This window comes from Rathayibacter rhapontici (genome assembly GCF_001995175.1).
GTDB lineage: Bacteria > Actinomycetota > Actinomycetes > Actinomycetales > Microbacteriaceae > Rathayibacter.
In genome coordinates this window covers 1-22,230 of sequence record NZ_MUKN01000028.1, presented here as the reverse complement: position 1 = coordinate 22,230, position 22,230 = coordinate 1, and the positions used below count along the sequence as shown (strand labels likewise).

The following is a 22,230-nucleotide window of genomic DNA, read 5'->3' as shown; positions in this document are numbered from 1 at the left end:
CATCCACCCGTGCCGGACGGAGCCCGCCCGCGCGCGTCAGACCGTGGTGCCGACGACCACGGGCTCGGGGTGCAGCAGCACGCCGAACTCGGCGAGCACCCGGCCCTGCACGTAGCGCGCGAGCTCCGCGACCTCCTCGGCGCGGGCGCCGCCGCGGTTGGTCAGCGCGAGGGTGTGCTTGCTCGACACGGCCGCACGCGAGCCGGGCAGAGCGAACCCGCGCGAGACTCCGGAGTGCTCGATCAGCCACGCGGCGCTGAGCTTGACGAGGGCGTCGGGCGCCGAGGGCGCAGGCAGTCCGATCGGCGCGCCCGCGGCGACGGCGTCGAGCGGAGTGACGACGTCGGCCTCCTCGGCCGGCTCGACCGGCCAGCGGGGCGCGGTCGGCGGCAGCCCGGCGGCGGCCGCGGTGGTGACGATCGGGTTCGTGAAGAAGGACCCCGCGCTGGCGGTGTCGGGGTCGCCGGCGTCGAGCACCATGCCCTTCGAGGCGCGCAGACGGAGCACCGTCTCGCGCACCCGGTCGACGGGGACCCGCTCCCCCAGCTCGACGCCGAGCGCCGAGGCGAGCTGCGCGTACGCGATCGGGGCGCCGACCCCCTCCGTCTCCTCGAGGGCGAACTCGACGGCGAGGACCGCGCCGCGGCGGCCCTGCTTGAGGACCGACGTGCGGTAGCCGAGCTCGAGCTCGGCCGCGGTGAGGCGCACGGGCTCGCGGGCGCCCTCGTCGAGGAAGTCGACGGCGACGAGGGTGTCGCTGAGCTCCTGGCCGTAGGCGCCGATGTTCTGCACGGGCGAGGCCCCGACGGTCCCGGGGATCCCGCTGAGGGCCTCGAGGCCGGTCCAGCCGTTCCGCACGGTGGTCGCGACCAGCCCGTCCCACGACTCGCCCGCCTGCACGCGCAGGTGCACGGACCCGGGCCGGTCGGAGTCGAGCCGCTCGACGCCCGTGGTGCGGACGCGGACGACCGCGCCCTCGACTCCGTCGTCGCCGACGAGGAGGTTCGACCCTCCGCCCAGCAGCAGCCACGGCTCGTCGTCGGCCCACAGCTCCTGCAGCACCGAGACCAGCTCGGCCGCGGTGGCGGGCTCGAAGTAGCGCTCGGGCGCGCCGCCGACGCGCAGGGTGGTCAGCGTGGAGAGGGACGGGGTCGTCATCGGCACCGGGTCAGACGAGCCGGACGCGCGCCTGGGCCTTGCCCAGCACGGCCTGGCCGGCGACCGAGACCGCGAGATCGACCCGCACCCAGCCCGCCTCGGCATCGATCGCGCCGACCTTGGCGATCACGTCGACGTCGGCGCCCGAGCGGGGGTCGACGACGACGGGACGGGTGAAGCGGACCTGGTAGTCGAGGATGCGGCCGGGATCGCCGACCCAGTCGACGACGACCTGGACCGCGGTGCCCATGGTGAGCATCCCGTGCGCGAGGACACCGGGGAGCCCGACCTCGGCGCGACGTCGTCGCGGTAGTGGATGGGGTTGAAGTCGCCCGACGCACCCGCGTAGCGCACGAGGGTGTCGCGCTCGAAGTGCAGACGGCGCTCGGCGAGGACCTGGCCCTGCTGGAGCTCGGCCAGGACGGGGAGCGGCGCGGGCGCCTCCCCGGTGGGAGCGGTGGTGGACTCGGTGCTCATTCGTCTCCCCTGACGACGAGGGTGGACACGGCGGTGACGACGTGCGCGCCGTCGCTGTCGGTGACGGCGGACTCCATCGTGACCATGGAGTGCGGGCCGAGCTGCTTCACGCTCGAGACGCTCAGCACGGCGACGAGCTCGTCGCCGGCGACGATCGGGCGCGAGTGCACGAAGCGCTGGTCGCCGTGGACGACGCGGCTGAAGTCGATCCCGGAGTCGGGCTCGGCCAGCACCTGCGAGACCGTGAGCTCCTGCAGCACGACGGCGAAGGTCGGCGGGGCGATCACGTCGGCGTAGCCCGCACGGCGCGCGGCCTCGGGGTCGTGGTGGAGCGGGGAGGTGGCGAGCACGGCGCGCGCGAATTCGCGGACCTTCTCTCGACCCACCTGGTAGACGGCGGTGGGCGCGAAGGCGCGACCGGTCAGTTCGGAGTTCACGGGCACCCGGACAGTGTACGCGGTGCCCCTTCCGAGGCGGCAGCCCGCCCTCGCCCGGGTGGCATGCGCGTATGACCATCCGGAATTTCCCATGCGGGTATGGGTGACCGCTCCGCGTTCTTCTCCGAAGCTGGCCAGCATGTCGACACCCCTCCCCGAGCGCGACTGGGCCGAGTACGCCCGCGAGCTCGGCACCAACCTCCACCGCGCCCGCATCGCCAAGAACGAGAGCCAGGAGCGCATCGCCCACGCCGCCGGGCTCGCCGGCTACACGTACCAGAAGTTCGAGAAGGGGGAGTCGAAGCCCGGCTCGCCCGCCAACCCGCAGCTGAAGACGCTCTTCGCGCTCTGCGAGGCGCTCGACGTCGAGCTGGCGGACCTGCTCCCGCCGAATCCGCCCCGCGTCTCATCCCGCGACTCCTCGTAGCAGGAGCGCCCGCTCGATCGCCCGGGCGAGGCGGGCCGCTCCGCTGAGATCCAGATCGAGCACGCCGAGCGCGTCCGACTCCATCCGCAGCCGCTCCTCGCCCCGGTCGCCCGGGCGGCAGAGCGAGACGTGCACGACGAGCCCCTCCGGCTCGTCGGCGGGCGCCCCGGGCGGCCAGCGCACGACCGGCGCGCTGCACGCCTCGGAGCGGTGCAGCCGCCGCGCCCGCCCGCCCACCTCGTCGTGCTCGCCGGTGCACCACGCCGGGCATCCGTCGTCGCGCCCGCTGTCCTGTCGTCCGTCCATGTTCCGCACCAATCGCTCGAGGCGCACAGCACACCAGTCGGCACCGACATCGAGGAGAGCCCTCGACGGAGTCCCGCGCGGGGGTGTGGACAGTCACCGCCCCCTCCCCCACTGTGGAGGAGTGCCGCCACTCTCCCATACCGAGATGGTTCCGCGCCGTCGTGCCGTCGGGCGTCGCCGAGCGGGTCAGCGGTGCACGATCAGCCAGGTCGCGACGGCGGTCGACGCCCCGCGGTTGACCATGCGGTGCGGGCGCTCGCACGGGAACGTGATCGCATCGCCGGCCGCGAGCACGACGGTCTCGTCCTCGAACTCCACCGTGAGCTCGCCGAGCGTCACCGTGCCCACCTCGAAGCCGTCGTGCCGCAGGAACTGGCGGTGCGCGGTCGAGGTCGACCCCGGCGGATAGGTCGACTCGAAGAAGTCGACCGCCTCGACCGGACGGGGCGCGAGCCGACGGAAGAGCACTCCGCCGTCGAGGGTCACCGGAGCGACCTCGCCCGCCCGCACGACCGCCGTCGCGACCGACGGGGGCGCCGGCTCGTCGAACACCGCCGACAGCGGCACTCCGAGCGCGCCGACCACGGCGATCAGGCGGCCGACCGAGGGCTGCATCGAGCCGCGCTCGATCTGCGAGACCGCGCTCGCCGAGATGCCGAGCTCCCGGGCGAGGGCGCGCAGGGACATGCCGGAGGCGAGCCGGAGCTCGCGCAGGCGCGCACCGAGGCGCTCGCGGTCCATGCCCGCGGCGAGAGCCCCCGCGGCGACCTCGACCGAGGCCTCGGGGGCGCCGGCACCGGGAGCGGAGTCGTCGGTGAGCATCGGGCGGCCCTCCTTCGGCGATCGTCACACACCCGTAACGGACCCGAAACGAGCCGGAGTGTGTCAAGCAATAGGTTCACATGCTGTGAAGCCACTGCTTCACGGCACCGGACTCCACGAACAGCGCCTCACGCACTCCGCGGGGACGGCCGACCGCCTCGGTCCGCCACCACGACCACCCTGACACATCCGATCCGAGCCGGGCCCGCGCCCGGCCGCCCGAGAGGTGGATCCTCCATGACCGACCGCGCCACAGCACCCCGCACCGACCTGCCCACCGTCCCACCCGCTGCCCCCGAGCTCCCGGCCGGCGCCGCCCTGATCAAGCCCGGCTACGACGACCGCCTCGCGAACGAGGACCTCGCTCCGCTGGTGAAGCAGCGCTGGTCGAGCTACAACATCTTCGCGTTCTGGATGTCGGACGTGCACAGCGTCGGCGGCTACGTCACCGCCGGATCCCTCTTCGCGCTCGGACTCGCCGGCTGGCAGGTGCTCGTCGCGCTGGTCGTCGGCATCGTCATCGTGCAGATCTTCTGCAACCTCGTCGCCAAGCCGAGCCAGATCACCGGCGTGCCCTACCCCGTCATCAACCGGGCGATCTTCGGGATCCGCGGTGCGAACATCCCCGCGATCATCCGCGGTCTCATCGCCATCGCCTGGTACGGCGTCCAGACCTACCTGGCGGCGCAGTCGCTGAACATCGTGTTCCTCAAGTTCTTCCCCGACCTCGCCGCCTGGAACACTCCGGAGGCGTCCTTCCTCGGGCTCTCCGCGCTGGGCTACCTCTCGTACGCGATCCTCTGGGTCGCTCAGGCCGCGCTGTTCTGGCGGGGCATGGAGTCGATCCGCCGCTTCATCGACTGGGCGGGCCCCGCGGTCTACGTCGTGATGCTGATCCTCGCGATCTACCTCGTCTCGCAGGCCGGGTGGGAGAACATCTCGCTGAACCTCGGCTCGGGCGAGGTCCTCGACTTCGCCGCATCGCTGCCGGTGATGATCTCGGCCGTCGCACTCGTCGTCTCCTACTTCTCGGGGCCGATGCTCAACTTCGGCGACTTCTCGCGCTACGCCCGCAGCTACGGCGCGGTGAAGAAGGGGAATCTGCTCGGCCTGCCGGTCAACTTCCTCTTCTTCTCCCTCCTCACCGTCATCACCGCGTCCGCGACCGTGCCGGTCTTCGGCGAGCTCATCACCGACCCGATCGAGACGGTCGAGCGGATCGACACCTGGTTCGCAGTGCTGCTCGGCGGGCTGACCTTCGTCATCGCGACCATCGGCATCAACATCGTCGCCAACTTCATCTCCCCCGCGTTCGACTTCTCGAACGTCAACCCGAAGAAGATCAGCTGGCGGATGGGCGGCATGATCGCCGCCGTCGGCTCGGTGCTGCTGACCCCGTGGAACTGGTACTCGAACGACACCGCCATCCACTACACGCTCGGGATCCTGGGCGCCCTCATCGGCCCGCTGTTCGGCGTGCTCATCGCCGGCTACTACCTGATCAGCCGCCAGCGCGTCTGGGTCGACGACCTCTACACGATGAGCGAGACGGGACGGTACTGGTTCTCGAAGGGGTTCAACCCCAACGCGGTGTGGGCCACCGTCATAGGCGGAGTGCCGTCGGTCGCCTCGGTGCTGGTGCCCCGCTGGATCGCGGAGGCGGGCGGCCCCTCCTTCACCTGGCTCGGCGACTACAGCTGGTTCCTGGGCTGCGGACTCGGCTTCGTCGCCATGGCCCTGCTCGAGCGCCGCGCACCGCGGATCGGCCGCCTCGAGGAGGACCTCGAGAACGTCAGCGACGGCAGCGCCGCCTGACCCGCCCGGGCGGCCGCTCGCTCCGCGCGGCCGCCCTCCCCTCACCCGCCCCGTCCCCGAGGAACTCCATGCGCATCACCGTCGTCAACCCGAACACCAGCGAGCGGATGACGGAGGCGATCGGCCGGGCCGCCCGCTCCGTCGCGTCGGTCGGCACCGAGATCACGGCGGTGACGCCTCCGATGGGGCCCGCCTCGATCGAGAGTCACTACGACGAGGCGCTGGCGGTGCCCGGGCTGCTGCACGAGATCGTCCGGGGGGACGCGGCGGGCAGCGACGGCTACGTGGTCGCGTGCTTCGGGGATCCCGGAGTGGACGCCGCCCGCGAGATCGCGCGCGGCCCGGTGGTCGGCATCGCCGAGGCCGCGATGCACCTGGCGACCCTGGTGGGCCGCCGCTTCAGCGTGGTGACCACGCTGTCCCGGACCAGCGGCCGCGCCTGGGACATCGCGCGACGAGCGGGCTTCGGAGAGGCGTGCGCCGGCGTGCACGCCTGCGACATCCCGGTGCTCGAGCTCGACGACCCGGGCTCGGCGCCCGCCGCGCGGTCCTGGAGGAGTGCGCTGCAGCGCTGGCGGCCGACGGCTCGGACGTGATCGTCCTGGGCTGCGCCGGCATGGCCGACTTCTGCCGGGAGCTCTCGCGGGAGCTGGGGGTGCCGGTGATCGACGGAGTCGCGGCGGCCGTCCGCCTCGTCGAGGGTCTCGTGGCGATGGGCGTCACCACCTCGCGCCGGGACGAGTTCGCCGCTCCGCGCCCGAAGGCCGTGACGGGCCTGCTCGCTCCGTTCGAGCGGGTCTGACGGCGGTCGCACCGGGCTGCCAGGATCGGAGCATGACGGTCCTGCGCGAACTCGCCCTCGGCGCCCGCCTCTTCCTCCGAGGCTTCGGCACCTGGGTGCGCTCGCCCCGGGCGATGCTGCTCGGGGCGATCCCTCCCCTCCTCGTCGGCCTCGTCTTCGTGGGGCTGCTCGTGCTCGTCGTGACCCGCGTGGGCGACGTCGTCACCGCCCTGACGCCGTTCGCCGACGGCTGGAGCGACACGTGGGCGTCCAACGCGCGACTGGCGATCTCGATCGCGGCGGTCGGCGCCCTCGTCGCCCTCGGGGTCGTGGTGTTCGCGGCGGTCACCCTGCTGGTGGGCGATCCGTTCTACGAGCGGATCTGGCGCGGGGTCGAGGACGAGCTCGGCGGAGTCCCCGACGAGCGCGAGACCGGGTTCTGGGCGGGGCTGGCCCGCTCGCTCCGCGACTCCGCCGTGCTCATCGCCACCTCGGTGGGCATCGGGATCGTGCTCGTGCTGCTGGGCGTGATCCCGATCGTCGGGCAGCTGATCGGCCTGGTCGCCGGCGCCCTCGTCGGCGGGCGCGCGCTCGCCCTCGAGCTGACGGGCTTCGCCGGCGACGCCCGCGGCCTGGCCCTCGGCGAACGGCGACGCCTCCTCGGCGAGCGCCGGGCCGTGTCGCTGGGCTTCGGGATCGCGGTCTACCTCGCGTTCCTCGTCCCGGGCGGCGCGGTGATCGCGACGCCCGCGGCGACCGCGGGCGCGACCCTCCTGCTGCGGACCCTCCTCGGCGAGCCGACCGAGCGCGTCGCCGCGTCCGGGACCCCCTGATCCGCTTGGCCGCCCGCCCGGGCGTCCCCTAGACTCCCCCCGTGCGCACGTCGACCCGAAGCCCCTGGTGGCCCGCCTCCTAGGCGGACCGACGCGCGAACCCTCGCACACGACCGCCTCGCCCGGGCGGTCGTTCTGCATGTCAGGGCCCGGGTGAGGGACACCCCGAACCAAGGACCACGATGACCTCGCTCCTCTCCCGCATCCTCTCCTCCGACGGATCGCTGCCGTTCGCCGTCGTGCTCCGGCAGGGCCGGTCCGAGGTGGACGTCTTCACCGGCGACGTCGTCGACGTCGAGGGGCTCGCCGACATCCCGCTGAACGGCGAGGACGTCCTCACCCTCGTGCCCTACCGCCAGGTGCGCGAGCGCGGGTTCGCCGCGAAGGACGACGGAGCGCCGCTGCGCAACCTGATCGTGCGCGAGCGCGAGAGCGTGCCCCTGGACGAGGTCCTCCGGCTGCTGCCCGACCGCGAGATCCCGGTCCAGGAGCGCGGCTTCGACGTGCCCGACGAGGAGTACGCCGATATCGTGCGGCACGTCATCGACGACGAGATCGGACGCGGGGAGGGCGCCAACTTCGTCATCGCGCGCGCCTTCGTCGCGCAGACCGAGGCCGCTCCGGTCGAGGCGGTGCTGGCCTGGTTCCGCCGGCTGCTGACCGACGAGTCCGGCGCCTACTGGACCTTCGCGATCCACACCCCGGGCGTCGACGGCGCGCCGACCGTGACCGCGGTCGGAGCGACTCCCGAGCGCCACGTGTCGGTCCGCGACGGCGTCGCGATGATGAACCCCATCAGCGGCACCTTCCGCCACCCGGCCGCCGGGCCCACGGGAGAGGAGGTGCTCGCGTTCCTCGCCGATGTGAAGGAGAGCGAGGAGCTCTTCATGGTCGTGGACGAGGAGATGAAGATGATGAGCGCGGTCTGCCCGAACGGCGGACGCATCCTGGGCCCCTTCCTCAAGCAGATGTCGCGCCTCAGCCACACCGAGTACCTCCTCGAGGGGCACACCGATCTCGACGTCCGCGAGGTGCTGCGGCTGACGATGTTCGCGCCGACCGTCACCGGCTCCCCGATGGAGAACGCCTGCGCCGTGATCGCCGAGTACGAGAAGGAGCCGCGCGGCTACTACTCCGGCGTCCTCGCCCTCTTCGAGCCCGAGGAGCACGGCTACACCGTCGACGCCCCGATCCTGATCCGCACCGCCTACCTCCAGCCCGACGGGCGGCTCACCGTGCCCGCGGGCGCGACTCTCGTGCGCCACTCGACTCCGGAGGGGGAGGTCGCCGAGACGCGCGCCAAGGCCTCGGGCGTGCTGTCGGCGCTGGGGCTCCTGCCGGGTCGCGAGATCCCGCCCGCCGTCGACCTGAACGCGCAGCCCGGAGTCGCCGAGGCGCTCGAGGCGCGCAACGAGCGGCTCGCGTCGTTCTGGCTCCGCCCGCAGCGCCCGAGCACATCGCGGGCCTCGACGGGCACACCGCGCTGATCGTCGACAACGAGGACCAGTTCACGACGATGCTCGCGCACCAGCTGCGCCACCTCGGCATGGACGCCCGGGTCGAGCGCTGGTCGAGCGTCGAGGACGTGCTCTCGGACGACCTCGTCGTGTTCGGGCCGGGCCCGGGCGACCCGCGCGACGACTCAGAGCCGCGCATCGCGCGCCTGCGCGAGCTGATGACGCGGCGGCTCGACTCCCAGCGCCCGATGCTCGCCGTGTGCCTCAGTCACCAGATGCTCTCGCTGCTCGCGGGCCTTCCCGTCGAGCCGCTGCCCGCGCCGCGCCAGGGCGTGCGGCTGGCCGTCGACGTGTTCGGCGAGGAGGCGGCGATCGGCTTCTACAACACCTTCTCGTCGGTGGCGGGATCGGGGCTCGAGCGCACACCGCTGCTCGATCTCGAGGTGTCGGGCGATCCGGTCAGCGGAGTGGTCGACGCGCTGCGCGGCGAGCACGTCGCGTCGGTGCAGGGCCACCTGGAGTCGGTGCTGTCCTCGGACGGGCTGCGCACGCTCGAGCGCCTGGTGCGCACCGCCACGGCGCAGCCGGCCCGCGCGTGAGCGACGTGCGGCTGATCGCGTCGGACGCCTACCCGCTGGAGCTGCGGTACGCGATCGCGGACAGCGTCCGGGCGGCGGCGGAGGCGGCCCGCGCCTGGCACGGATGGGGCGACAAGATCGCGGCCGACGAGGCCGCGGTCGCCGCGATGCGCGCGGTGCTCGCGGACGCTCCGTTCGACGGGGTCGTCGTGATCGGCGAGGGCGAGAAGGACGAGGCGCCGATGCTCGCGAACGGCGAGCGCCTCGGCCGCGCGCCCTCCCCCTCGTGCGACGTGGCGGTCGATCCGCTCGACGGCACCCGCCTGACCGCGGAGGGACTGCCCGGATCGGTGTGCGTGATCGCGCTCGCCCCGCGCGGCACCCTCTTCGATCCGCGCGACGTCTTCTACATGGACAAGCTCGTCTGCTCGGCCGCCGGGGCGGGCGTCGTCTCGCTCGACCGCTCCCCCGGCGACAACGCGCGGGCGCTCGCCGCGGCGCTCCGCAAGCCGGTGGAGGAGCTCGTGGTCGTGGTGCTCGACAAGCCGCGGCACGTCGCCCTGATCGCCGAGCTGCGCGGCGTCGGAGTCGCGCTGTCGCTGCGCGGCGAGGGGGACGTCTCGGTCGCGATCGAGGCGGCCGATCCCGACGGCGCGGTCGACCTGGTGCTCGGCGTCGGAGGCACGCCCGAGGGCGTCGTCGCGGCCTGCGCGGTGCGCGCCCTGGGCGGCGTGATGGAGGGGCGGCTCGCGCCGCAGACGGACGGCGAGCGCGCGAACGCCCTGGCGGCCGGCCACGACCTGGACCGGCTGCTGCGACTGGAGGACCTCGTCGCCTCGGACGACGTGCTCTTCGCGGGCTGCGCGGTCTGAGCCCGGCCGGGCGACCCCGGAATGCGGAAGAACCCCGGCTCGCGAGGAGCCGGGGTTCTTCCGGAACGTAGCGGGAGCGGGACTTGAACCCGCGACACCACGATTATGAGCCGTGTGCTCTAACCACCTGAGCTACCCCGCCGCGCGTTCTTCGCAGGCTCGGCCTGCGGGGAACGGAGCCCCCTGTGGGAATCGGACCCACTACCTCTTCCTTACCAAGGAAGTGCTCTACCAATGAGCTAAGGGGGCGCACCTGCGGGCTCCGGCCCTGGTGGGCCTGCCCCTCTCGGGGCGTGCCCGCGATTTGGCACCGTTAGACAATAGCACCTCGCCGGAGGGGCGGTGACCGCGGGTGGGGTGCCCGCCCCAGGGCCCGCCGGGGTCCCGAGACGCCCGGTGCGCGGACCGCTCGATCAGCGAGGGAGACCTGCTGGTCGAGCAGCGCCGCAGGCGCGTCTCGGGACCCGACGCGCTAGGAGCGGCTCGCCGCGTCGAGGGAGGCGAGCTCGGCCTCGCCGAGGACGAGGGTCGCGGAGGCGACCAGCGCGGGGAGCTGCTCCATCACGCGCGCACTGGCGATCGGCGCGACGACGCCCGGCTGCGAGCGGAGCCAGGCCAGCGCGACCGTCGCGACCTCGACTCCGTGCCCCTGTGCCACGGCGTCCAGCGCCCCGAGCACGCGGCGGCCGCGGTCGTCGAGGTACTGCGCGGCTCCGGAGGCGCGGGGCGAGTCGGACGTCGTGCCGTCGCGGTACTTGCCGGTCAGGAACCCGGAGGCGAGGGCGTAGTAGGGCACGACGGCCAGGCCGTGCTCGCGGGCGAGCGGCAGCAGGTCCGCCTCGATGCCGCGCTCGACGAGGTTGTAGTGCGGCTGGAGGGCGACCGGCGCGTGCAGTCCCTCCGCCGCGGCGACGCGCAGCCACTCCGCGATGCGCTCGGCGCTGAAGTTCGAGACGCCGATCGCGCGCACCAGGCCCTGGTCGACGAGCTCCGAGAAGACGCGGGCGATGTCCTCCATCGCGACCGCGTCGTCGTCGAAGTGGGCGTAGTAGAGGTCGATGCGGTCGGTGCGCAGGCGCTCGAGCGAGGCGCGGGCGGCGGCGCGGACGGTGTCGGGCGCGAGTCCCTGGAACTCGGGGTGGCGGCTGACCTTCGTCGCGACGACCACGTCGTCGCGGTCCGCGCGGCGGCTCAGCCACTCCCCGATGATCGTCTCGGACTCGCCGCCCCTGTTGCCGGGAACCCAGGCCGAGTACGAGTCGGCGGTGTCGATGAAGTTCCCGCCCGCGGCCACGTAGCCGTCGAGGACGTCGAAGGAGGTCTGGCGTCCCGCGGTCCAGCCGAAGACGTTGCCGCCGAGCGAGAGCGGGAAGACCTCGATGCCGGAGTCGCCGAGCGGTGCGCGGGTGGAGGAGTCGTGGGCGGTGGGGGCGCTGTCGATCGTCATGATCCGATTCAACCCGCTCGCTCCGCGGCGCTCACTCCCCCTCCTGCGCATGTGGAGCAAGCACTCAGGCGCCGAGCCGCGGGAGGCCGCCCGCGCTCAGAGGTGCTCGGGCAGCGGGTAGTCGGCGTAGGCGAAGCGGGACGAGTCGGGAGCCCAGCCCGCCACGTTGATCGTGCCCTGCCCGCCGAAGAGCCGCTCCACGACCCGGCCGGGCTCGACGGACCCTGCGGGACGGCCCGCGAGATCGAGCAGGCGCAGCTCGACCGGCAGGTTCTCGGGGTGGCCGGCCGTGCCGTCCGGATACGCGAGCGAGAGCAGGTGCGCGCCGTCCGGGGAGACATGCGGGAACCAGTCGACGGTGTCGGAGACGACCACGCGCTCGAGCCCGGAGCCGTCGAGCCGCATCCGGAACAGCTGAGCGCGGCCGCCCCCGCCGCGCTCGGAGTTGAAGTACAGGACCTCGCCGGTCCCGTCGAAGTCGACTCCGTCGTCGGGGTGCTCGTCGGCGGTCAGCGCGGTGAGCGGACCGCCCTCCGCGGGCATCGTGAAGACGTTCGTGACCCAGCGGCCGGAGGCGTCCTCGCCGCCGCCGATCAGGGCGAGCAGGGCGCCGTCGGGCGAGACCCCGTGGAGGTAGTGCTTGAACCGCCGCCCGTCGACCTCCTCCGTCACCCGCTGCGCCGGCGCCGAGCCGTCGAGCGCCACCGCGTACAGGTGGCCGTCGCGCGCCGACACGTAGGCGAGCCCGCCGCCGGGTGCGAGCACGTGGTCGTTGTTGAGCTCCTCCGGCACGCCCTCGAGCGGGATCGGCTGCAGCGTCCCCGCGTCCGGGCCCTCGAGCGGCAGCCGGAACAGCAGCCCGTCGCCGTTCACGACGAGGGAGGATCCGTCGGGCGACCAGTTCGGCGCCTCGACGAGCAGGGTGCGCGACTCGAAGACGGTGGTCGACGTGCCCGAGGCGATGTCGTGGACTCGGATGCGGCAGAGCTGGTCGGGGAGGAGGGAGCGGGCCATGGGCTCCACGCTACGGCCCCGCGGCGCCCCTCCACAGGAGCCCCGAGCGCTTGTCCGCGGCCCCGCGCCCCGTCAAGCCTCGACGCACCCAGGTTCTCCGGCGGACCGCTCCGATACCCTGGGAGGACGACTGTGCTGGGTACTCCTCGAGAGGAACATGTGATGCTCCTCATCCTCGTGATCTCGTTCGCCCTGGCCGTCGTGACGCCCTGGATCGTCGACCGGATCGGGCCCAAGGCCTTCTACGGACTGGCGCTCGTGCCCGCCGGCACCTTCGTCGCCACGGCCACCGCCCTGCCGACGATCCTCGACGGGGGCGAGGTCCGCGAGACCGTGCCGTGGATCCCCGCGCTCGACATCGCCCTGTCGTTCCGCCTCGACGCGCTCTCGATCGTGCTGGCGCTCGTGGTCAGCGGAGTCGGCGCGCTCGTCCTCGTGTACTGCGCGTCCTACTTCTCTCGCGACGAGCCGTCGCTGGGCCGCTTCGCCGCCCTCCTCTTCGCGTTCGCCGGAGTGATGTACGGCCTCGTCACCGCCGACGACGTGATCATCCTCTTCGTCTTCTGGGAGGCCACGAGCGTCCTCTCCTACCTCTTGATCGGCCACTACAGCGGTCGCAAGGAGAGCCGGGGAGCCGGACTGCAGGCCCTGCTCGTGACGACCCTCGGCGGTCTCGCGATGCTGGTGGGCGTCGTGATCCTCATCGTGGAGTCGGGCACCACGAGCCTCGTGGGCATCGTCGCGGCGGCGCCGTCCGGTCCGATCGTCTCGACCGCCCTGGTGCTCGTGCTGATGGGCGCCTTCTCGAAGTCGGCGCTCGTCCCGTTCCACTTCTGGCTGCCGGCCGCGATGGCCGCGCCCACCCCGGTCAGCGCCTACCTGCACGCCGCGGCGATGGTGAAGGCCGGCATCTACCTCGTCGCCCGACTCGCGCCCGGCTTCGCCGACGACTCCGTCTGGCTGCCCGTCGTCGTGAGCGTCGGCGTCTGGACCATGCTCGTCGGCGGTTGGCGATCGCTCCGCCAGTACGACCTCAAGCTCGTGCTCGCCTACGGCACGGTCAGCCAGCTCGGCTTCCTGACCGTCGCGGTCGGCTTCGGGTCGCGCGACGCCGCCCTGGCCGGGCTCACCCTGCTGATCGGGCACGCCCTCTTCAAGGCGCTGCTCTTCCTCGTCGTCGGCATCGTCGACCACCGGGCGGGCACCCGCGACCTGCGCAAGCTCAGCGGACTGGGCCGGCGGGCCCCCGTCCTCGCGGCGGCCGCGCTGCTGGGCGTCCTCTCGATGGCGGGGGTCCCTCCGCTGCTCGGCTTCGTCGCCAAGGAGGCCGTCTTCACGAGCCTGATCTCGGCGATCGAGCAGGGCTCGACCTGGGGGTGGGTGGCGCTGATCGGCCTCGTCCTGGGCTCGATCCTCACCGTCGCCTACTCGGCGCGCTTCTTCTGGGGCGCCTTCGGCCGCAAGAAGGGCCTCGAGGACACGCACCTGCACGCCGAGCCGTGGACCTTCACCGCTCCTCCCGTGCTGCTCGCCGCCGCGAGCGTCGTCTTCGGGATCGGCGCGAACCTCCTCGACCCGCTCGTCACCGTGTACGCCGACACCCTGCCGTTCGGCGCTCCCGACGGCGACGCGGAGCTCGTCGCGGCGGCCGAGGAGTCGGACCACGGCGGCTACCACCTGGCGCTCTGGCACGGCTTCGAGCCGGCGCTCGCGCTGAGCGCCCTCGTGATCGCGATCGGCCTGCTGCTGTTCGCCAAGCGCGTCGCGGTCGCGCGGCTGCAGTCGAAGGTGCCGAACCGCATCGACTCGGCCGAGGGCTACTGGGCCACGGTGCGCTGGCTCGACCGCGTCGCCAGCACGGTGACCGAGTTCGTCCAGCGCGGGTCGCTCCCCCGCTACCTCACGGTGATCTTCGCCGTCTTCGTCCTCGGAGCGGGCGGTGCCGCGGCGTTCAACCGCACCTGGCCCGACGAGCTCGTCCTCTGGGACACCCCGGGTCAGCTCGCCGTCGCGGCGATCATGATCCTCGCCGCGATCCTCTGCGCGCTCGCCCGCAACCGCGTCGCGGCCGTGCTGCTCGCGGGAGCGACGGGCTACGGCATGGTCGCGCTCTTCGCGCTCCAGGGCGCCCCCGACCTCGCCCTGACCCAGGCGCTCATCGAGACGGTGACGCTGGTCGTCTTCGTCCTCGTGCTGCGCCGCCTCCCCACCCGGATCGCCGCGAAGCACCAGCCGATGCGCAAGCGCCTGCGCGCCGTCATCGGCATCTCGGTCGGAGCCGTCATGGCGGTCGTCGCGACCATCGCCCTCGGGGCGCGCACCGCGACTCCGATCTCGGTGGATCTGCCCCGCCTCGCCTACGAGGAGGGCAAGGGCCGCAACATCGTCAACGTCCTGCTCGTCGACATCCGCGCGTGGGACACGATGGGCGAGATCTCGGTGCTCGTCGTCGTCGCCACCGGCGTCGCGAGCCTGATCTTCCTCTCCAGCCGGGCCGGAGGGGCGCCGCGCCTCGAGCAGCCGGGCGCCGGCGACCGCCGGGAGCGCGCCAGCTACCTCACCGCTCCCGCCGCCGAGTCCGAGCAGGCCGCCGGAGAGGGCGACCGCGGCTCGTGGCTCGTCGCCGGTCGCACGCTCCGCCCCGAGAACCGCTCGATCGTGCTCGAGGTTCTCGTGCGCCTCCTCTTCCACCCCGCGATGATCGTCTCGGTCTACCTGCTCTTCACGGGCCACAACACCCCGGGCGGAGGCTTCGCGGGCGGACTGCTCGCCGGTCTCGCCCTGGTCGCCCGGTACCTCGCGGGCGGTCGCTTCGAGCTCGGCGAGGCCGCTCCGATCGACGCCGGCAAGGTGCTCGGCCTCGGGCTCCTCTTCGCCGTCGGCACCGCCGTGTCCTCCCTCTTCTTCGGCCTCCAGGTGCTCGAGGCGAGCTGGCTCGACCTGTACCTCCCGGTGCTCGGCGAGCTGCACCTGGGCACCTCCACCCTCTTCGACATCGGGGTCTACCTCATCGTGATCGGCCTCGCCCTCGACATCCTCCGCAGCCTCGGCGGCGAGGTCGACCGCCACGGCGAGGAGGCCGAGGAGGGCTCGCCGTCCGGCGACGGGGTCACCCATTCGACCGACAGCACCCCCGGCCCCGGCGCCGGCACGGTCGACGGCCTCGAGACGAAGCTCCCCACCGGCTCCACGGTCGTCGGCGGCCCGGGACGGGGGGACGACGCATGAGCACCACCCTCGTCCTCGTGGTCGTGATGGCCGTGATGTACGCCGCCGGCGTCTACCAGATGCTCGAGCGCAGCCTCACCCGGATCCTGATCGGCTTCGTCCTGATCGGCAATGCGACCAACATCCTGATCCTGCTGATGGCGGGCCGCTCGGGCTTCGCGCCGTTCGTGGTCGAGGGCCGCGGCTACGAGGAGACCGCCGAGGGCATGGCCGATCCGCTCCCCCAGGCGCTGATCCTCACCGCGATCGTGATCACCTTCGGCATCACCGCGTTCCTGCTCGCGATGATCTACCGGCGCTGGCGCCTCGCCAACGCCGACCAGGTCGAGGACGACGAGACCGACGCCTCCGTGCGCGCCGACGCGGCGGGGATCTCGGCGCAGACCACCGCCGACGACAAGGCGCTCGACGATCTGCTCGAGGCGAGCGACGAGGGCACGGCCGCCCGGCACGGGGAGAGCTCGATGAGCGACGACAGGAAGGAGGACCGATGAACGTCCTGATCCCCCTCGTCGTCACCCTCCCGCTGCTGGGAGCCGCGGTCGCGCTGGTCCTCGGCCGGCACCGCCGCGCCCAGATCCTCGTCAACATCGTGACGCTGTCGGCGGTCCTCGTGATCTCCTCCGTGCTGCTCGTGCTCGTGCTGACGGGCGACGACGGAGGCAGCGCCGTCTACGTGGGCGGCTGGGAGCCGCCGTGGGGCATCGTGCTGGTCGTCGATCCGCTCGCCGCGCTGATGCTCGTGATCACCTCGATCACCCTGCTCGGCGTCCTGCTGTTCTCGGTCGGCCAGGGCCTGGTCGACGGCAACCGCGAGACACCGGTCACGATCTTCCACCCGACCTACCTGATCCTCTCGGCGGGCATCCTCAACGCCTTCGTCGCCGGCGACCTCTTCAACCTCTACGTGGGCTTCGAGATCCTGCTGGCCGCGAGCTACGTGCTGATCACGCTGGGCGGCACCGCGCCGCGCATCCGGGCGGGCACGACCTACGTGGTCGTCAGCCTGGTCTCGAGTGTGTTCTTCCTCTCGGCCATCGGCCTGCTCTACGGAGCGACCGGCACCGTCAACATGGCGCAGCTCTCCATCCGCATCGCCGAGCTGCCGCCGACGTCCAGCTCGTGCTGCACGTGGTGCTGCTGCTGGGCTTCGGTATCAAGGCGGCCGTGTTCCCGCTGTCGTTCTGGCTGCCCGACTCCTACCCCACGGCCCCCGCGCCGGTCACCGCGGTGTTCGCGGGCCTGCTCACCAAGGTCGGCGTCTACGCGCTGATCCGCACCGAGACGCTGCTGTTCCCCGGAGGGACCTGAGCGCGGTCCTGCTCGTGGTCTCCCTGCTGACGCTCGTCGTCGGGATCCTCGGCGCGGTCGCCCAGGCCGACATCAAGCGCATGCTCTCGTTCACGCTGGTCTCGCACATCGGCTACATGGTGTTCGGCATCGCGATCGGGTCGCAGGCGGGCTACGCCGCGACCATCTTCTACGTCATCCACCACATCACCGTGCAGACGACGCTGTTCCTCGCGACGGGGCTCATCGAGCGCGTGGGCGGGACGACGTCGATCCTGCGGCTGGGCGGTCTGCTGAAGGCCTCGCCGCTGCTGGCGCTGCTCTACTTCATCCCCGCGATGAACCTGGGCGGCATCCCCCCGTTCACCGGCTTCCTCGGCAAGGTCGGCCTCTTCGTCGCCGGCACGGAGTCGGCGACCGAGCAGCCCTCGTGGCTGGTGTGGGCGGTCATCGCCGCGGGCGCCGTCACCTCGCTGCTCACCCTCTACGCGGTCGCCCGCGTCTGGAACATGGCGTTCTGGCGCCGCCAGGAGGAGGTGCCCGGCTACGAGTCGCCGCTGATCGACCAGCTGCAGGAGGATCCCCACGACACGGGAACGGTCCGCACCCGGCACTCGCCGCCGATGATGGTGCTCGCGACCGCCGGCATGGTGCTCGTGAGCATCGGGCTGACCGTCGGCGCCGGACCGCTCTACGACGCCAGCGAGCACGCCGCGGCCGAGATCGCCGATCCGTCGACCTACATCGCCACCGTGTACCGCGACTCGTCCTTCGGAGAGGAGGGACCCCGATGAGCCCCCGCCGCCGCGTCGACGTGTGGAACCGCGTCGCGATGTTCGTCACCCTCGTCGGCATCTGGGTGCTGCTCTGGGACGACGTCTCGGTGCTCTCGATCGCGTCGGGCTTCCTGATCGCGCTTTTGATCACCCGGGTGTTCTACCTCCCGCCGGTCGAGTTCTCGAACCGCATCAACCCGTGGTTCGTGCTGCTCTTCCTCCTCCGGCTCGCCCTCGACATCGCGATCGCGTCGGTGCGCGTGTCGTGGCAAATCCTCACGCTCCCCGTCCCCGTCCACAACGCGATCGTCGCCGTCCACCTGCGCAGCCGCTCCGAGGGCATGCTCGTGTGGACGACCGAGGCCGTCTCGCTCGTGCCCGGCTCGCTCGTCATCGACGTCGACCCGCAGCAGAACGTGCTCTACCTGCACGTGCTGGGCGTCACGCACGACGAGGGCCATCGGATCGAGGAGGTGCGCCGCACAGTGCTGCTCACCGAGGCCCGCATCGTCCGGGCGATCGGCTCGAAAGAGGACGTCGCGCGCGTCGACCGGCCGCTCGACGAGGGAGCGGGGGTGCTGCGATGATCGACTGGCTCGTCTGGATCCTCGTCCCCGTCTTCGGCGCCGCCTGCCTGCTGGCGATGGTGCGCATCCTGATCGGCCCCTCGGTGCTCGACCGCGTGGTCGCGGCCGACGTGCTGGTCGCCACGATCATCTGCGGGATCGGCGCCGAGATGGCCGTCAACCAGCACGCCACCACGCTGCCCGTCGCCCTGGGCCTCGCCCTCTTCGCCGTCTTCGGCTCGATCAGCGTCGCCAAGTTCATGGCCAACCGCGAGGAGGACTGACATGGACCTCGTGCTCGACGTCCTCACCGCCGTGCTCCTGATCGTCGGCGGCCTGCTCTCGCTGATCGCGGCGATCGGCCTCCTGCGGTTCGGCGATCTGCTGTCCCGGATGCACGCGGGGACCAAGCCGCAGGTGCTCGGCCTGATCTGCGTGATGCTGGCCGTCGCGATCCGGAACCCCGGCTTCGCCGCCGCCGGCACCGTGATCCTGGTCATCGGCTTCCAGCTGCTGACCGTGCCGGTCTCGGCGCACATGGTCGGCCGGGCGGCGTACCGCGCCGAGGCCGTCTCGACCGGTCACCTCGTCGCCGACGAGCTCGCCGAGGCCGTGTCCCGGGCCGACGAGCAGGCGCGCACGACCACCGGACCGGAGTCGGGCCACACCTCCGAGGAGGCCGCGCGGACCTCGCGCGCGCCGCAGCCCGAGGACGAGGACGGCCCGGCGGCCACGGCGTAGGCCGGCCCTCCCGCGCTGCGCGAGTGGATCCGGAACGGGGTCCGGTCGGGCGGCGGGCCCACGTGGAGTCGACTCGCGAGCAGGCATCCGCAAGAGCGGACCCGCAACGGGGTCGGGAGCACCCGCAGGGCCCGATCAGCGCCGAGTCGCGGACGCGGGACAGCGCAGTGGACGCGCAACGGGCCGTCGAACAACTGCAAGCCTCGCCCAGCGCCGAGTCGCGAACCCGTGACCGTGCGAGGGGACGCGGGAAGGGTCCCGCAGCGAGCGCGGGCCGCTCAGCGCAGCAGGACGGCTCCGGACACCCCCGCGCCCTCCTCGCCCGTCATCGAGCGCGCCGCGAAACCGCCGATCGCGAGCGTCGCGGCGAGCAGGCCCCCGAGCAGGAGCACCAGCAGCGGCACCACCCAGAGCAGTGCGCGGCGGCGTCGGGATCGGGCCTCGTCGGGAGTCTCGTCGGTCACCCGTCGACCCTACGACGTCGTGCACCACCTGCCCGGGAGGGGTGCTCTATCCTGGCCGCATGCCCCTCGAATCCCCTGTTTCCGGCGCGCCCGCGAACGAGCCGGTCGTGTTCCCCGCCGACTCGCCGAGCACTCCGGGCTCGGAGTGGTGGCGCTCCGCCGTCATCTACCAGATCTACCCGAGGTCCTTCGCGGACGCGGACGGCGACGGCATCGGCGACCTCCCCGGCATCACCGGCCGCCTCGACAGCCTGGCCGAGCTGGGCGTCGACGCGATCTGGCTCTCGCCCTTCATGACCTCCCCGCAGAACGATGCGGGCTACGACGTGGCCGACTACTGCGACGTCGATCCGCTCTTCGGCACCCTCGCCGACTTCGACGCGATGCTGGTCCGCGCGCACGCGCTGGGCATCCGCATCATCGTCGACCTCGTGCCCAACCACTCGTCCAGCGCGCACCGCTGGTTCCAGGAGGCGCTGGCGGCGCCCGCGGGCAGCGCCGAGCGCGGGCGCTACCTGTTCCGCGACGGCCGCGGGGAGACCGGCGAACTGCCGCCGAACAACTGGGAGTCCGTCTTCGGCGGCCCGGCGTGGACGCGGATCACCGAGCCCGACGGCACGGCCGGGCAGTGGTACCTGCACCTCTTCGACACCTCGCAGCCCGACTTCGACTGGACGAACGAGTGGGTGCGCGAGCGCTTCCGCGAGGTGCTGCGCTTCTGGCTCGACCGCGGAGTCGACGGCTTCCGGGTCGACGTGGCGCACGGCATGATCAAGGCCGCAGGCCTGCCCGACTACACGCCCCCGGCCGACAGCGGCTCGATGGGCGGAGTGGCGCCGGCCGACGACCCCGATCCCGAGACGGCCCCCTACTGGGCCCAGGACGGCGTGCACGAGATCTACCGCGACTGGCACGCGCTGCTCGCCGAGTACCCGGCCGATCGCGTGCTCTGCGCCGAGGCGTGGGTGCAGCCGCTGCCGAAGCTCGCCCGCTGGGTCCGCCCCGACGAGATGCACCAGGCGTTCAACTTCGCCTACCTCGAGACGCCGTGGGCCGGTCCCGCCCTGCGCGACATCATCGACTCCTCGCTCGCGGCCTTCGCCGCGGTGGACGCCCCGTCGACCTGGGTGCTCTCGAACCACGACGTGGTGCGCCACGCGAGCCGCCTCGCGCTGACCGCGGACAACCCGCAGGGCTACGGCATCGGCCCGAAGTCCGCCGGGCTCCCCGATCCGGTGCTGGGTCTGCGCCGCGCCCGCGCCGCCACGGCGCTGATGCTCGCGCTGCCCGGCTCGGCCTACGTGTACCAGGGCGAGGAGCTGGGACTGCCGGAGGCCATCGACCTGCCGGACGAGTCCCGGCAGGATCCGACCTGGTTCCGCACGAAGGGCGAGCGCTACGGCCGCGACGGCTGCCGCGTCCCCCTGCCCTGGGAGGCCGGGGCTCCCGCCTACGGCTTCAGCGCCACCGGCGACTCCTGGCTCCCGCAGCCCGGCGACTGGGCCCCCTTCGCCCGCGACGCGCAGCGCGGGGTCGCGGGGTCGACCCTCGAGCTCTACCGTGCGCTCCTCGCCGAGCGCCGCGCGTCACGGCTGGGCGAGGGGTCGATCGAATGGCTCGACGGCTACCCGGAGGAGGTCGTGGCGTTCCGGAACGGAGGCGTCACGGTCGTCGCGAACACCGGCTCCGAGCCCGTGGAGCTGCCGGTCGGGACGGTCGTGCTCTCCTCCGAGGAGCTGCACGAGCCGGCGCTGCCGGGCGACACGACGGTCTGGCTGCGCACGAGCTGACGCTCGGGGTGCGTCCGGCGCCTGCACGCTCTGCAGGCGTCGGTGCGATGTGCAGGGCTTCCGCGGTCGAGCGGAGGAGCCTCCGCGGGCGGGCGCGCTCTCACGCCGCGAGAACCTGCAGATCGTACGAACCCCTGCAGATCGCACGCACCTCGCGACGGCCAGGGCCCGTCCGTCTCCGGCGGTCAGCGTCCGGCGTTGGCCTTCAGCCAGAGGTACGAGTCGACCTTCGTGACTCCGTCGATGCGGATCTCGAAGTGCAGGTGCGGGCCGGTCGACATGCCCGTGCTGCCGACGAGTCCGAGGAGCTGGCCGACCTTCACCGGGTCGCCCTCCTTCACCGCGGCGGTGCCGTGCTGCATGTGCGCGTAGACGCTGGAGACCAGCTCGCCGTCGATCTCGTGGTCGACGATCACGTGCACGCCCAGCGAGCCCTCGCCGTCGATCACGGTGCGCACGACCCCGTCGGCGATCGCCTGGATCGGCGAGCCGTTGCCGGGGTTGAAGTCGGTGCCGCCGTGGTTGACGGAGCAGCCCGCGCAGTTGCGGTAGCCGAAGCGGTCCCCCACCGGCACTCCCACGGCGAAGGGCCACTGGATCGAGGCGTTCTGGTCGTTGGTGAAGCCGGCGTCGGAGGTGCGGACGATGGCCGAGACGTCGGTCTGCGTCTTGCGCTCCTGCACCCCGAAGCGTCGCGCGCGACGGTCTCGGCGCCGACGGCGCCCGTGACGAACGACTGGGAGCCCTCGCGGAGGTCCAGGCCCGGCGCGAGCACACCGGTCAGGTTCTGCGCCTGCACGTCCTCGGCGGTGAGGAGGGAGGTCGCGGGCAGCGACGTCGCGGCGACGATGGCGGCGACGAAGGACAGGGCGACGAGCCCGCCCACGCGGGTGCGCGGCGCGGGCCGGAGGGGCGTGACGCGGGGAGCCGGGACGGGAGCGGGAGCGCGGG

20 protein-coding genes, 2 tRNA genes and 3 pseudogenes are annotated in these 22,230 nt (G+C 72.5%); 14 read left to right on the top strand and 11 right to left on the bottom strand.

Translation table 11 applies throughout. From position 1 onward, the window contains the following. Window positions 1-36: 36 nt before the first annotated feature. The 3 genes and pseudogenes from B0T42_RS10495 to B0T42_RS10485 all read right to left on the bottom strand — a co-directional run bounded on the left by B0T42_RS10495 (window position 37) and on the right by B0T42_RS10485 (window position 2,078). Complete coding sequence (locus B0T42_RS10495) at window positions 37-1,158, bottom strand: UDP-N-acetylmuramate dehydrogenase (RefSeq protein ID WP_077223111.1); 1,122 nt, start codon at window positions 1,156-1,158, stop codon at window positions 37-39. Window positions 1,159-1,168: 10 nt separating this feature from the next. After that, window positions 1,169-1,635, bottom strand: a pseudogene (locus B0T42_RS10490) (MaoC/PaaZ C-terminal domain-containing protein). Then, complete coding sequence (locus B0T42_RS10485) at window positions 1,632-2,078, bottom strand: FAS1-like dehydratase domain-containing protein (protein ID WP_077223110.1); 447 nt, start codon at window positions 2,076-2,078, stop codon at window positions 1,632-1,634. The pseudogene B0T42_RS10490 and the gene B0T42_RS10485 overlap by 4 nt, the downstream one beginning before the upstream one ends. A gap of 133 nt (window positions 2,079-2,211) precedes the next feature. On the opposite strand from B0T42_RS10485, the gene B0T42_RS10480 reads away from it, so the two are divergent. After that, entirely contained in the window at window positions 2,212-2,499 is a 288-nt protein-coding gene (locus tag B0T42_RS10480) for a helix-turn-helix domain-containing protein (RefSeq protein WP_077223109.1), read from the top strand. Here the strand turns inward: B0T42_RS10480 and B0T42_RS10475 are convergent. Together B0T42_RS10475 and B0T42_RS10470 are read right to left on the bottom strand one after the other, a co-directional pair. Then, on the bottom strand, window positions 2,479-2,805 hold the full coding sequence (locus tag B0T42_RS10475; protein ID WP_077223108.1) for a DUF6907 domain-containing protein: 327 nt from the start codon (window positions 2,803-2,805) through the stop codon (window positions 2,479-2,481). The genes B0T42_RS10480 and B0T42_RS10475 overlap by 21 nt on opposite strands. Window positions 2,806-2,991: 186 nt before the next feature. Next, window positions 2,992-3,627, bottom strand: coding sequence for a helix-turn-helix domain-containing protein (locus B0T42_RS10470; RefSeq protein ID WP_077223107.1), 636 nt, complete (start codon window positions 3,625-3,627; stop codon window positions 2,992-2,994). 237 nt (window positions 3,628-3,864) lie between these two features. On the opposite strand from B0T42_RS10470, the gene B0T42_RS10465 reads away from it, so the two are divergent. The 6 genes and pseudogenes from B0T42_RS10465 to B0T42_RS10445 all read left to right on the top strand — a co-directional run bounded on the left by B0T42_RS10465 (window position 3,865) and on the right by B0T42_RS10445 (window position 9,963). Continuing rightward, a complete protein-coding gene (locus B0T42_RS10465) occupies window positions 3,865-5,442 on the top strand; it encodes an NCS1 family nucleobase:cation symporter-1 (RefSeq protein WP_077223106.1) in 1,578 nt (525 codons plus the stop codon). A gap of 68 nt (window positions 5,443-5,510) precedes the next feature. Then, window positions 5,511-6,244 (top strand): annotated as a pseudogene (locus B0T42_RS10460) (aspartate/glutamate racemase family protein). Window positions 6,245-6,276: 32 nt separating this feature from the next. Beyond that, window positions 6,277-7,056 carry an EI24 domain-containing protein gene (locus B0T42_RS10455; RefSeq protein WP_077223105.1) on the top strand — a complete coding sequence of 260 codons (780 nt, stop codon included), beginning with the start codon at window positions 6,277-6,279 and terminating at the stop codon, window positions 7,054-7,056. A 182-nt stretch (window positions 7,057-7,238) separates the two neighbouring features. Then, window positions 7,239-8,543 (top strand): chorismate-binding protein, encoded by a 1,305-nt coding sequence (locus tag B0T42_RS10450; RefSeq protein WP_342418229.1) that lies wholly within the window; start codon window positions 7,239-7,241, stop codon window positions 8,541-8,543. Between the two features lie 29 nt (window positions 8,544-8,572). Next, window positions 8,573-9,112: a glutamine amidotransferase-related protein gene (locus B0T42_RS22305; protein ID WP_342418228.1), complete on the top strand. Its 540-nt coding sequence runs from the start codon at window positions 8,573-8,575 to the stop codon at window positions 9,110-9,112. Continuing rightward, a complete protein-coding gene (locus tag B0T42_RS10445; protein ID WP_094742733.1) occupies window positions 9,109-9,963 on the top strand; it encodes a fructose-bisphosphatase class II in 855 nt (284 codons plus the stop codon). Before B0T42_RS22305 ends, B0T42_RS10445 begins: the two co-directional genes overlap by 4 nt. 68 nt (window positions 9,964-10,031) lie before the next feature. On the opposite strand, the gene B0T42_RS10440 is transcribed toward B0T42_RS10445, so the two are convergent. The 4 genes from B0T42_RS10440 to B0T42_RS10425 all read right to left on the bottom strand — a co-directional run bounded on the left by B0T42_RS10440 (window position 10,032) and on the right by B0T42_RS10425 (window position 12,424). After that, a tRNA-Met gene (locus tag B0T42_RS10440) sits at window positions 10,032-10,105 on the bottom strand. Window positions 10,106-10,140: 35 nt separating this feature from the next. Continuing rightward, window positions 10,141-10,212 (bottom strand) — tRNA-Thr (locus tag B0T42_RS10435). Between the two features lie 223 nt (window positions 10,213-10,435). Beyond that, window positions 10,436-11,410, bottom strand: coding sequence for an aldo/keto reductase (locus tag B0T42_RS10430; RefSeq protein ID WP_077223104.1), 975 nt, complete (start codon window positions 11,408-11,410; stop codon window positions 10,436-10,438). Between the two features lie 96 nt (window positions 11,411-11,506). Continuing rightward, window positions 11,507-12,424, bottom strand: coding sequence for a TolB family protein (locus tag B0T42_RS10425; protein WP_077223103.1), 918 nt, complete (start codon window positions 12,422-12,424; stop codon window positions 11,507-11,509). Window positions 12,425-12,586: 162 nt separating this feature from the next. Here B0T42_RS10425 and B0T42_RS10420 point away from each other — a divergent pair, with 162 nt between their 5' ends. From B0T42_RS10420 to mnhG, 6 genes and pseudogenes are all read left to right on the top strand, one after another. Continuing rightward, window positions 12,587-15,652, top strand: coding sequence for a Na+/H+ antiporter subunit A (locus B0T42_RS10420; protein ID WP_077223102.1), 3,066 nt, complete (start codon window positions 12,587-12,589; stop codon window positions 15,650-15,652). Continuing rightward, window positions 15,649-16,146: a Na(+)/H(+) antiporter subunit C gene (locus B0T42_RS10415; RefSeq protein ID WP_077223101.1), complete on the top strand. Its 498-nt coding sequence runs from the start codon at window positions 15,649-15,651 to the stop codon at window positions 16,144-16,146. The genes B0T42_RS10420 and B0T42_RS10415 overlap by 4 nt, the downstream gene beginning before the upstream one ends. Continuing rightward, window positions 16,143-17,736, top strand: a pseudogene (locus B0T42_RS10410) (Na+/H+ antiporter subunit D). Before B0T42_RS10415 ends, B0T42_RS10410 begins: the two are co-directional and overlap by 4 nt. Next, window positions 17,733-18,305 carry a Na+/H+ antiporter subunit E gene (locus tag B0T42_RS10405; protein ID WP_077223100.1) on the top strand — a complete coding sequence of 191 codons (573 nt, stop codon included), beginning with the start codon at window positions 17,733-17,735 and terminating at the stop codon, window positions 18,303-18,305. The pseudogene B0T42_RS10410 and the gene B0T42_RS10405 overlap by 4 nt, the downstream one beginning before the upstream one ends. Next, complete coding sequence (locus B0T42_RS10400) at window positions 18,302-18,568, top strand: MrpF/PhaF family protein (protein WP_077223099.1); 267 nt, start codon at window positions 18,302-18,304, stop codon at window positions 18,566-18,568. Before B0T42_RS10405 ends, B0T42_RS10400 begins: the two co-directional genes overlap by 4 nt. 1 nt (window position 18,569) lies before the next feature. Beyond that, complete coding sequence (gene mnhG / locus B0T42_RS10395) at window positions 18,570-19,025, top strand: monovalent cation/H(+) antiporter subunit G (RefSeq protein WP_077223098.1); 456 nt, start codon at window positions 18,570-18,572, stop codon at window positions 19,023-19,025. Window positions 19,026-19,303: 278 nt separating this feature from the next. Here the strand turns inward: mnhG and B0T42_RS10390 are convergent, their stop codons facing one another. Then, window positions 19,304-19,489 carry a hypothetical protein gene (locus B0T42_RS10390; RefSeq protein WP_077223097.1) on the bottom strand — a complete coding sequence of 62 codons (186 nt, stop codon included), beginning with the start codon at window positions 19,487-19,489 and terminating at the stop codon, window positions 19,304-19,306. Window positions 19,490-19,548: 59 nt separating this feature from the next. On the opposite strand from B0T42_RS10390, the gene B0T42_RS10385 reads away from it, so the two are divergent. Beyond that, window positions 19,549-21,279 (top strand): glycoside hydrolase family 13 protein, encoded by a 1,731-nt coding sequence (locus B0T42_RS10385; protein WP_077223096.1) that lies wholly within the window; start codon window positions 19,549-19,551, stop codon window positions 21,277-21,279. A 185-nt stretch (window positions 21,280-21,464) separates the two neighbouring features. Here the strand turns inward: B0T42_RS10385 and B0T42_RS21280 are convergent, their stop codons facing one another. Next, a complete protein-coding gene (locus B0T42_RS21280; RefSeq protein ID WP_077223095.1) occupies window positions 21,465-21,962 on the bottom strand; it encodes a M23 family metallopeptidase in 498 nt (165 codons plus the stop codon). Window positions 21,963-22,230 lie beyond the last annotated feature (268 nt).

What these genes read in the sequence shown, in the direction of transcription:
- B0T42_RS10495 (WP_077223111.1), bottom strand. Translation starts at nt 1,158, where the DNA reads ATGACGACCCCGTCCCTCTCCACGCTGACCACCCTGCGCGTCGGCGGC.
- B0T42_RS10480 (WP_077223109.1), top strand. Translation starts at nt 2,212, where the DNA reads ATGTCGACACCCCTCCCCGAGCGCGACTGGGCCGAGTACGCCCGCGAG.
- B0T42_RS10475 (WP_077223108.1), bottom strand. Translation starts at nt 2,805, where the DNA reads ATGGACGGACGACAGGACAGCGGGCGCGACGACGGATGCCCGGCGTGG.
- B0T42_RS10470 (WP_077223107.1), bottom strand. Translation starts at nt 3,627, where the DNA reads ATGCTCACCGACGACTCCGCTCCCGGTGCCGGCGCCCCCGAGGCCTCG.
- B0T42_RS10465 (WP_077223106.1), top strand. Translation starts at nt 3,865, where the DNA reads ATGACCGACCGCGCCACAGCACCCCGCACCGACCTGCCCACCGTCCCA.
- B0T42_RS10455 (WP_077223105.1), top strand. Translation starts at nt 6,277, where the DNA reads ATGACGGTCCTGCGCGAACTCGCCCTCGGCGCCCGCCTCTTCCTCCGA.
- B0T42_RS10450 (WP_342418229.1), top strand. Translation starts at nt 7,239, where the DNA reads ATGACCTCGCTCCTCTCCCGCATCCTCTCCTCCGACGGATCGCTGCCG.
- B0T42_RS22305 (WP_342418228.1), top strand. Translation starts at nt 8,573, where the DNA reads ATGCTCGCGCACCAGCTGCGCCACCTCGGCATGGACGCCCGGGTCGAG.
- B0T42_RS10430 (WP_077223104.1), bottom strand. Translation starts at nt 11,410, where the DNA reads ATGACGATCGACAGCGCCCCCACCGCCCACGACTCCTCCACCCGCGCA.
- B0T42_RS10425 (WP_077223103.1), bottom strand. Translation starts at nt 12,424, where the DNA reads ATGGCCCGCTCCCTCCTCCCCGACCAGCTCTGCCGCATCCGAGTCCAC.
- B0T42_RS10420 (WP_077223102.1), top strand. Translation starts at nt 12,587, where the DNA reads ATGCTCCTCATCCTCGTGATCTCGTTCGCCCTGGCCGTCGTGACGCCC.
- B0T42_RS10415 (WP_077223101.1), top strand. Translation starts at nt 15,649, where the DNA reads ATGAGCACCACCCTCGTCCTCGTGGTCGTGATGGCCGTGATGTACGCC.
- B0T42_RS10405 (WP_077223100.1), top strand. Translation starts at nt 17,733, where the DNA reads ATGAGCCCCCGCCGCCGCGTCGACGTGTGGAACCGCGTCGCGATGTTC.
- B0T42_RS10400 (WP_077223099.1), top strand. Translation starts at nt 18,302, where the DNA reads ATGATCGACTGGCTCGTCTGGATCCTCGTCCCCGTCTTCGGCGCCGCC.
- mnhG (WP_077223098.1), top strand. Translation starts at nt 18,570, where the DNA reads ATGGACCTCGTGCTCGACGTCCTCACCGCCGTGCTCCTGATCGTCGGC.
- B0T42_RS10385 (WP_077223096.1), top strand. Translation starts at nt 19,549, where the DNA reads ATGCCCCTCGAATCCCCTGTTTCCGGCGCGCCCGCGAACGAGCCGGTC.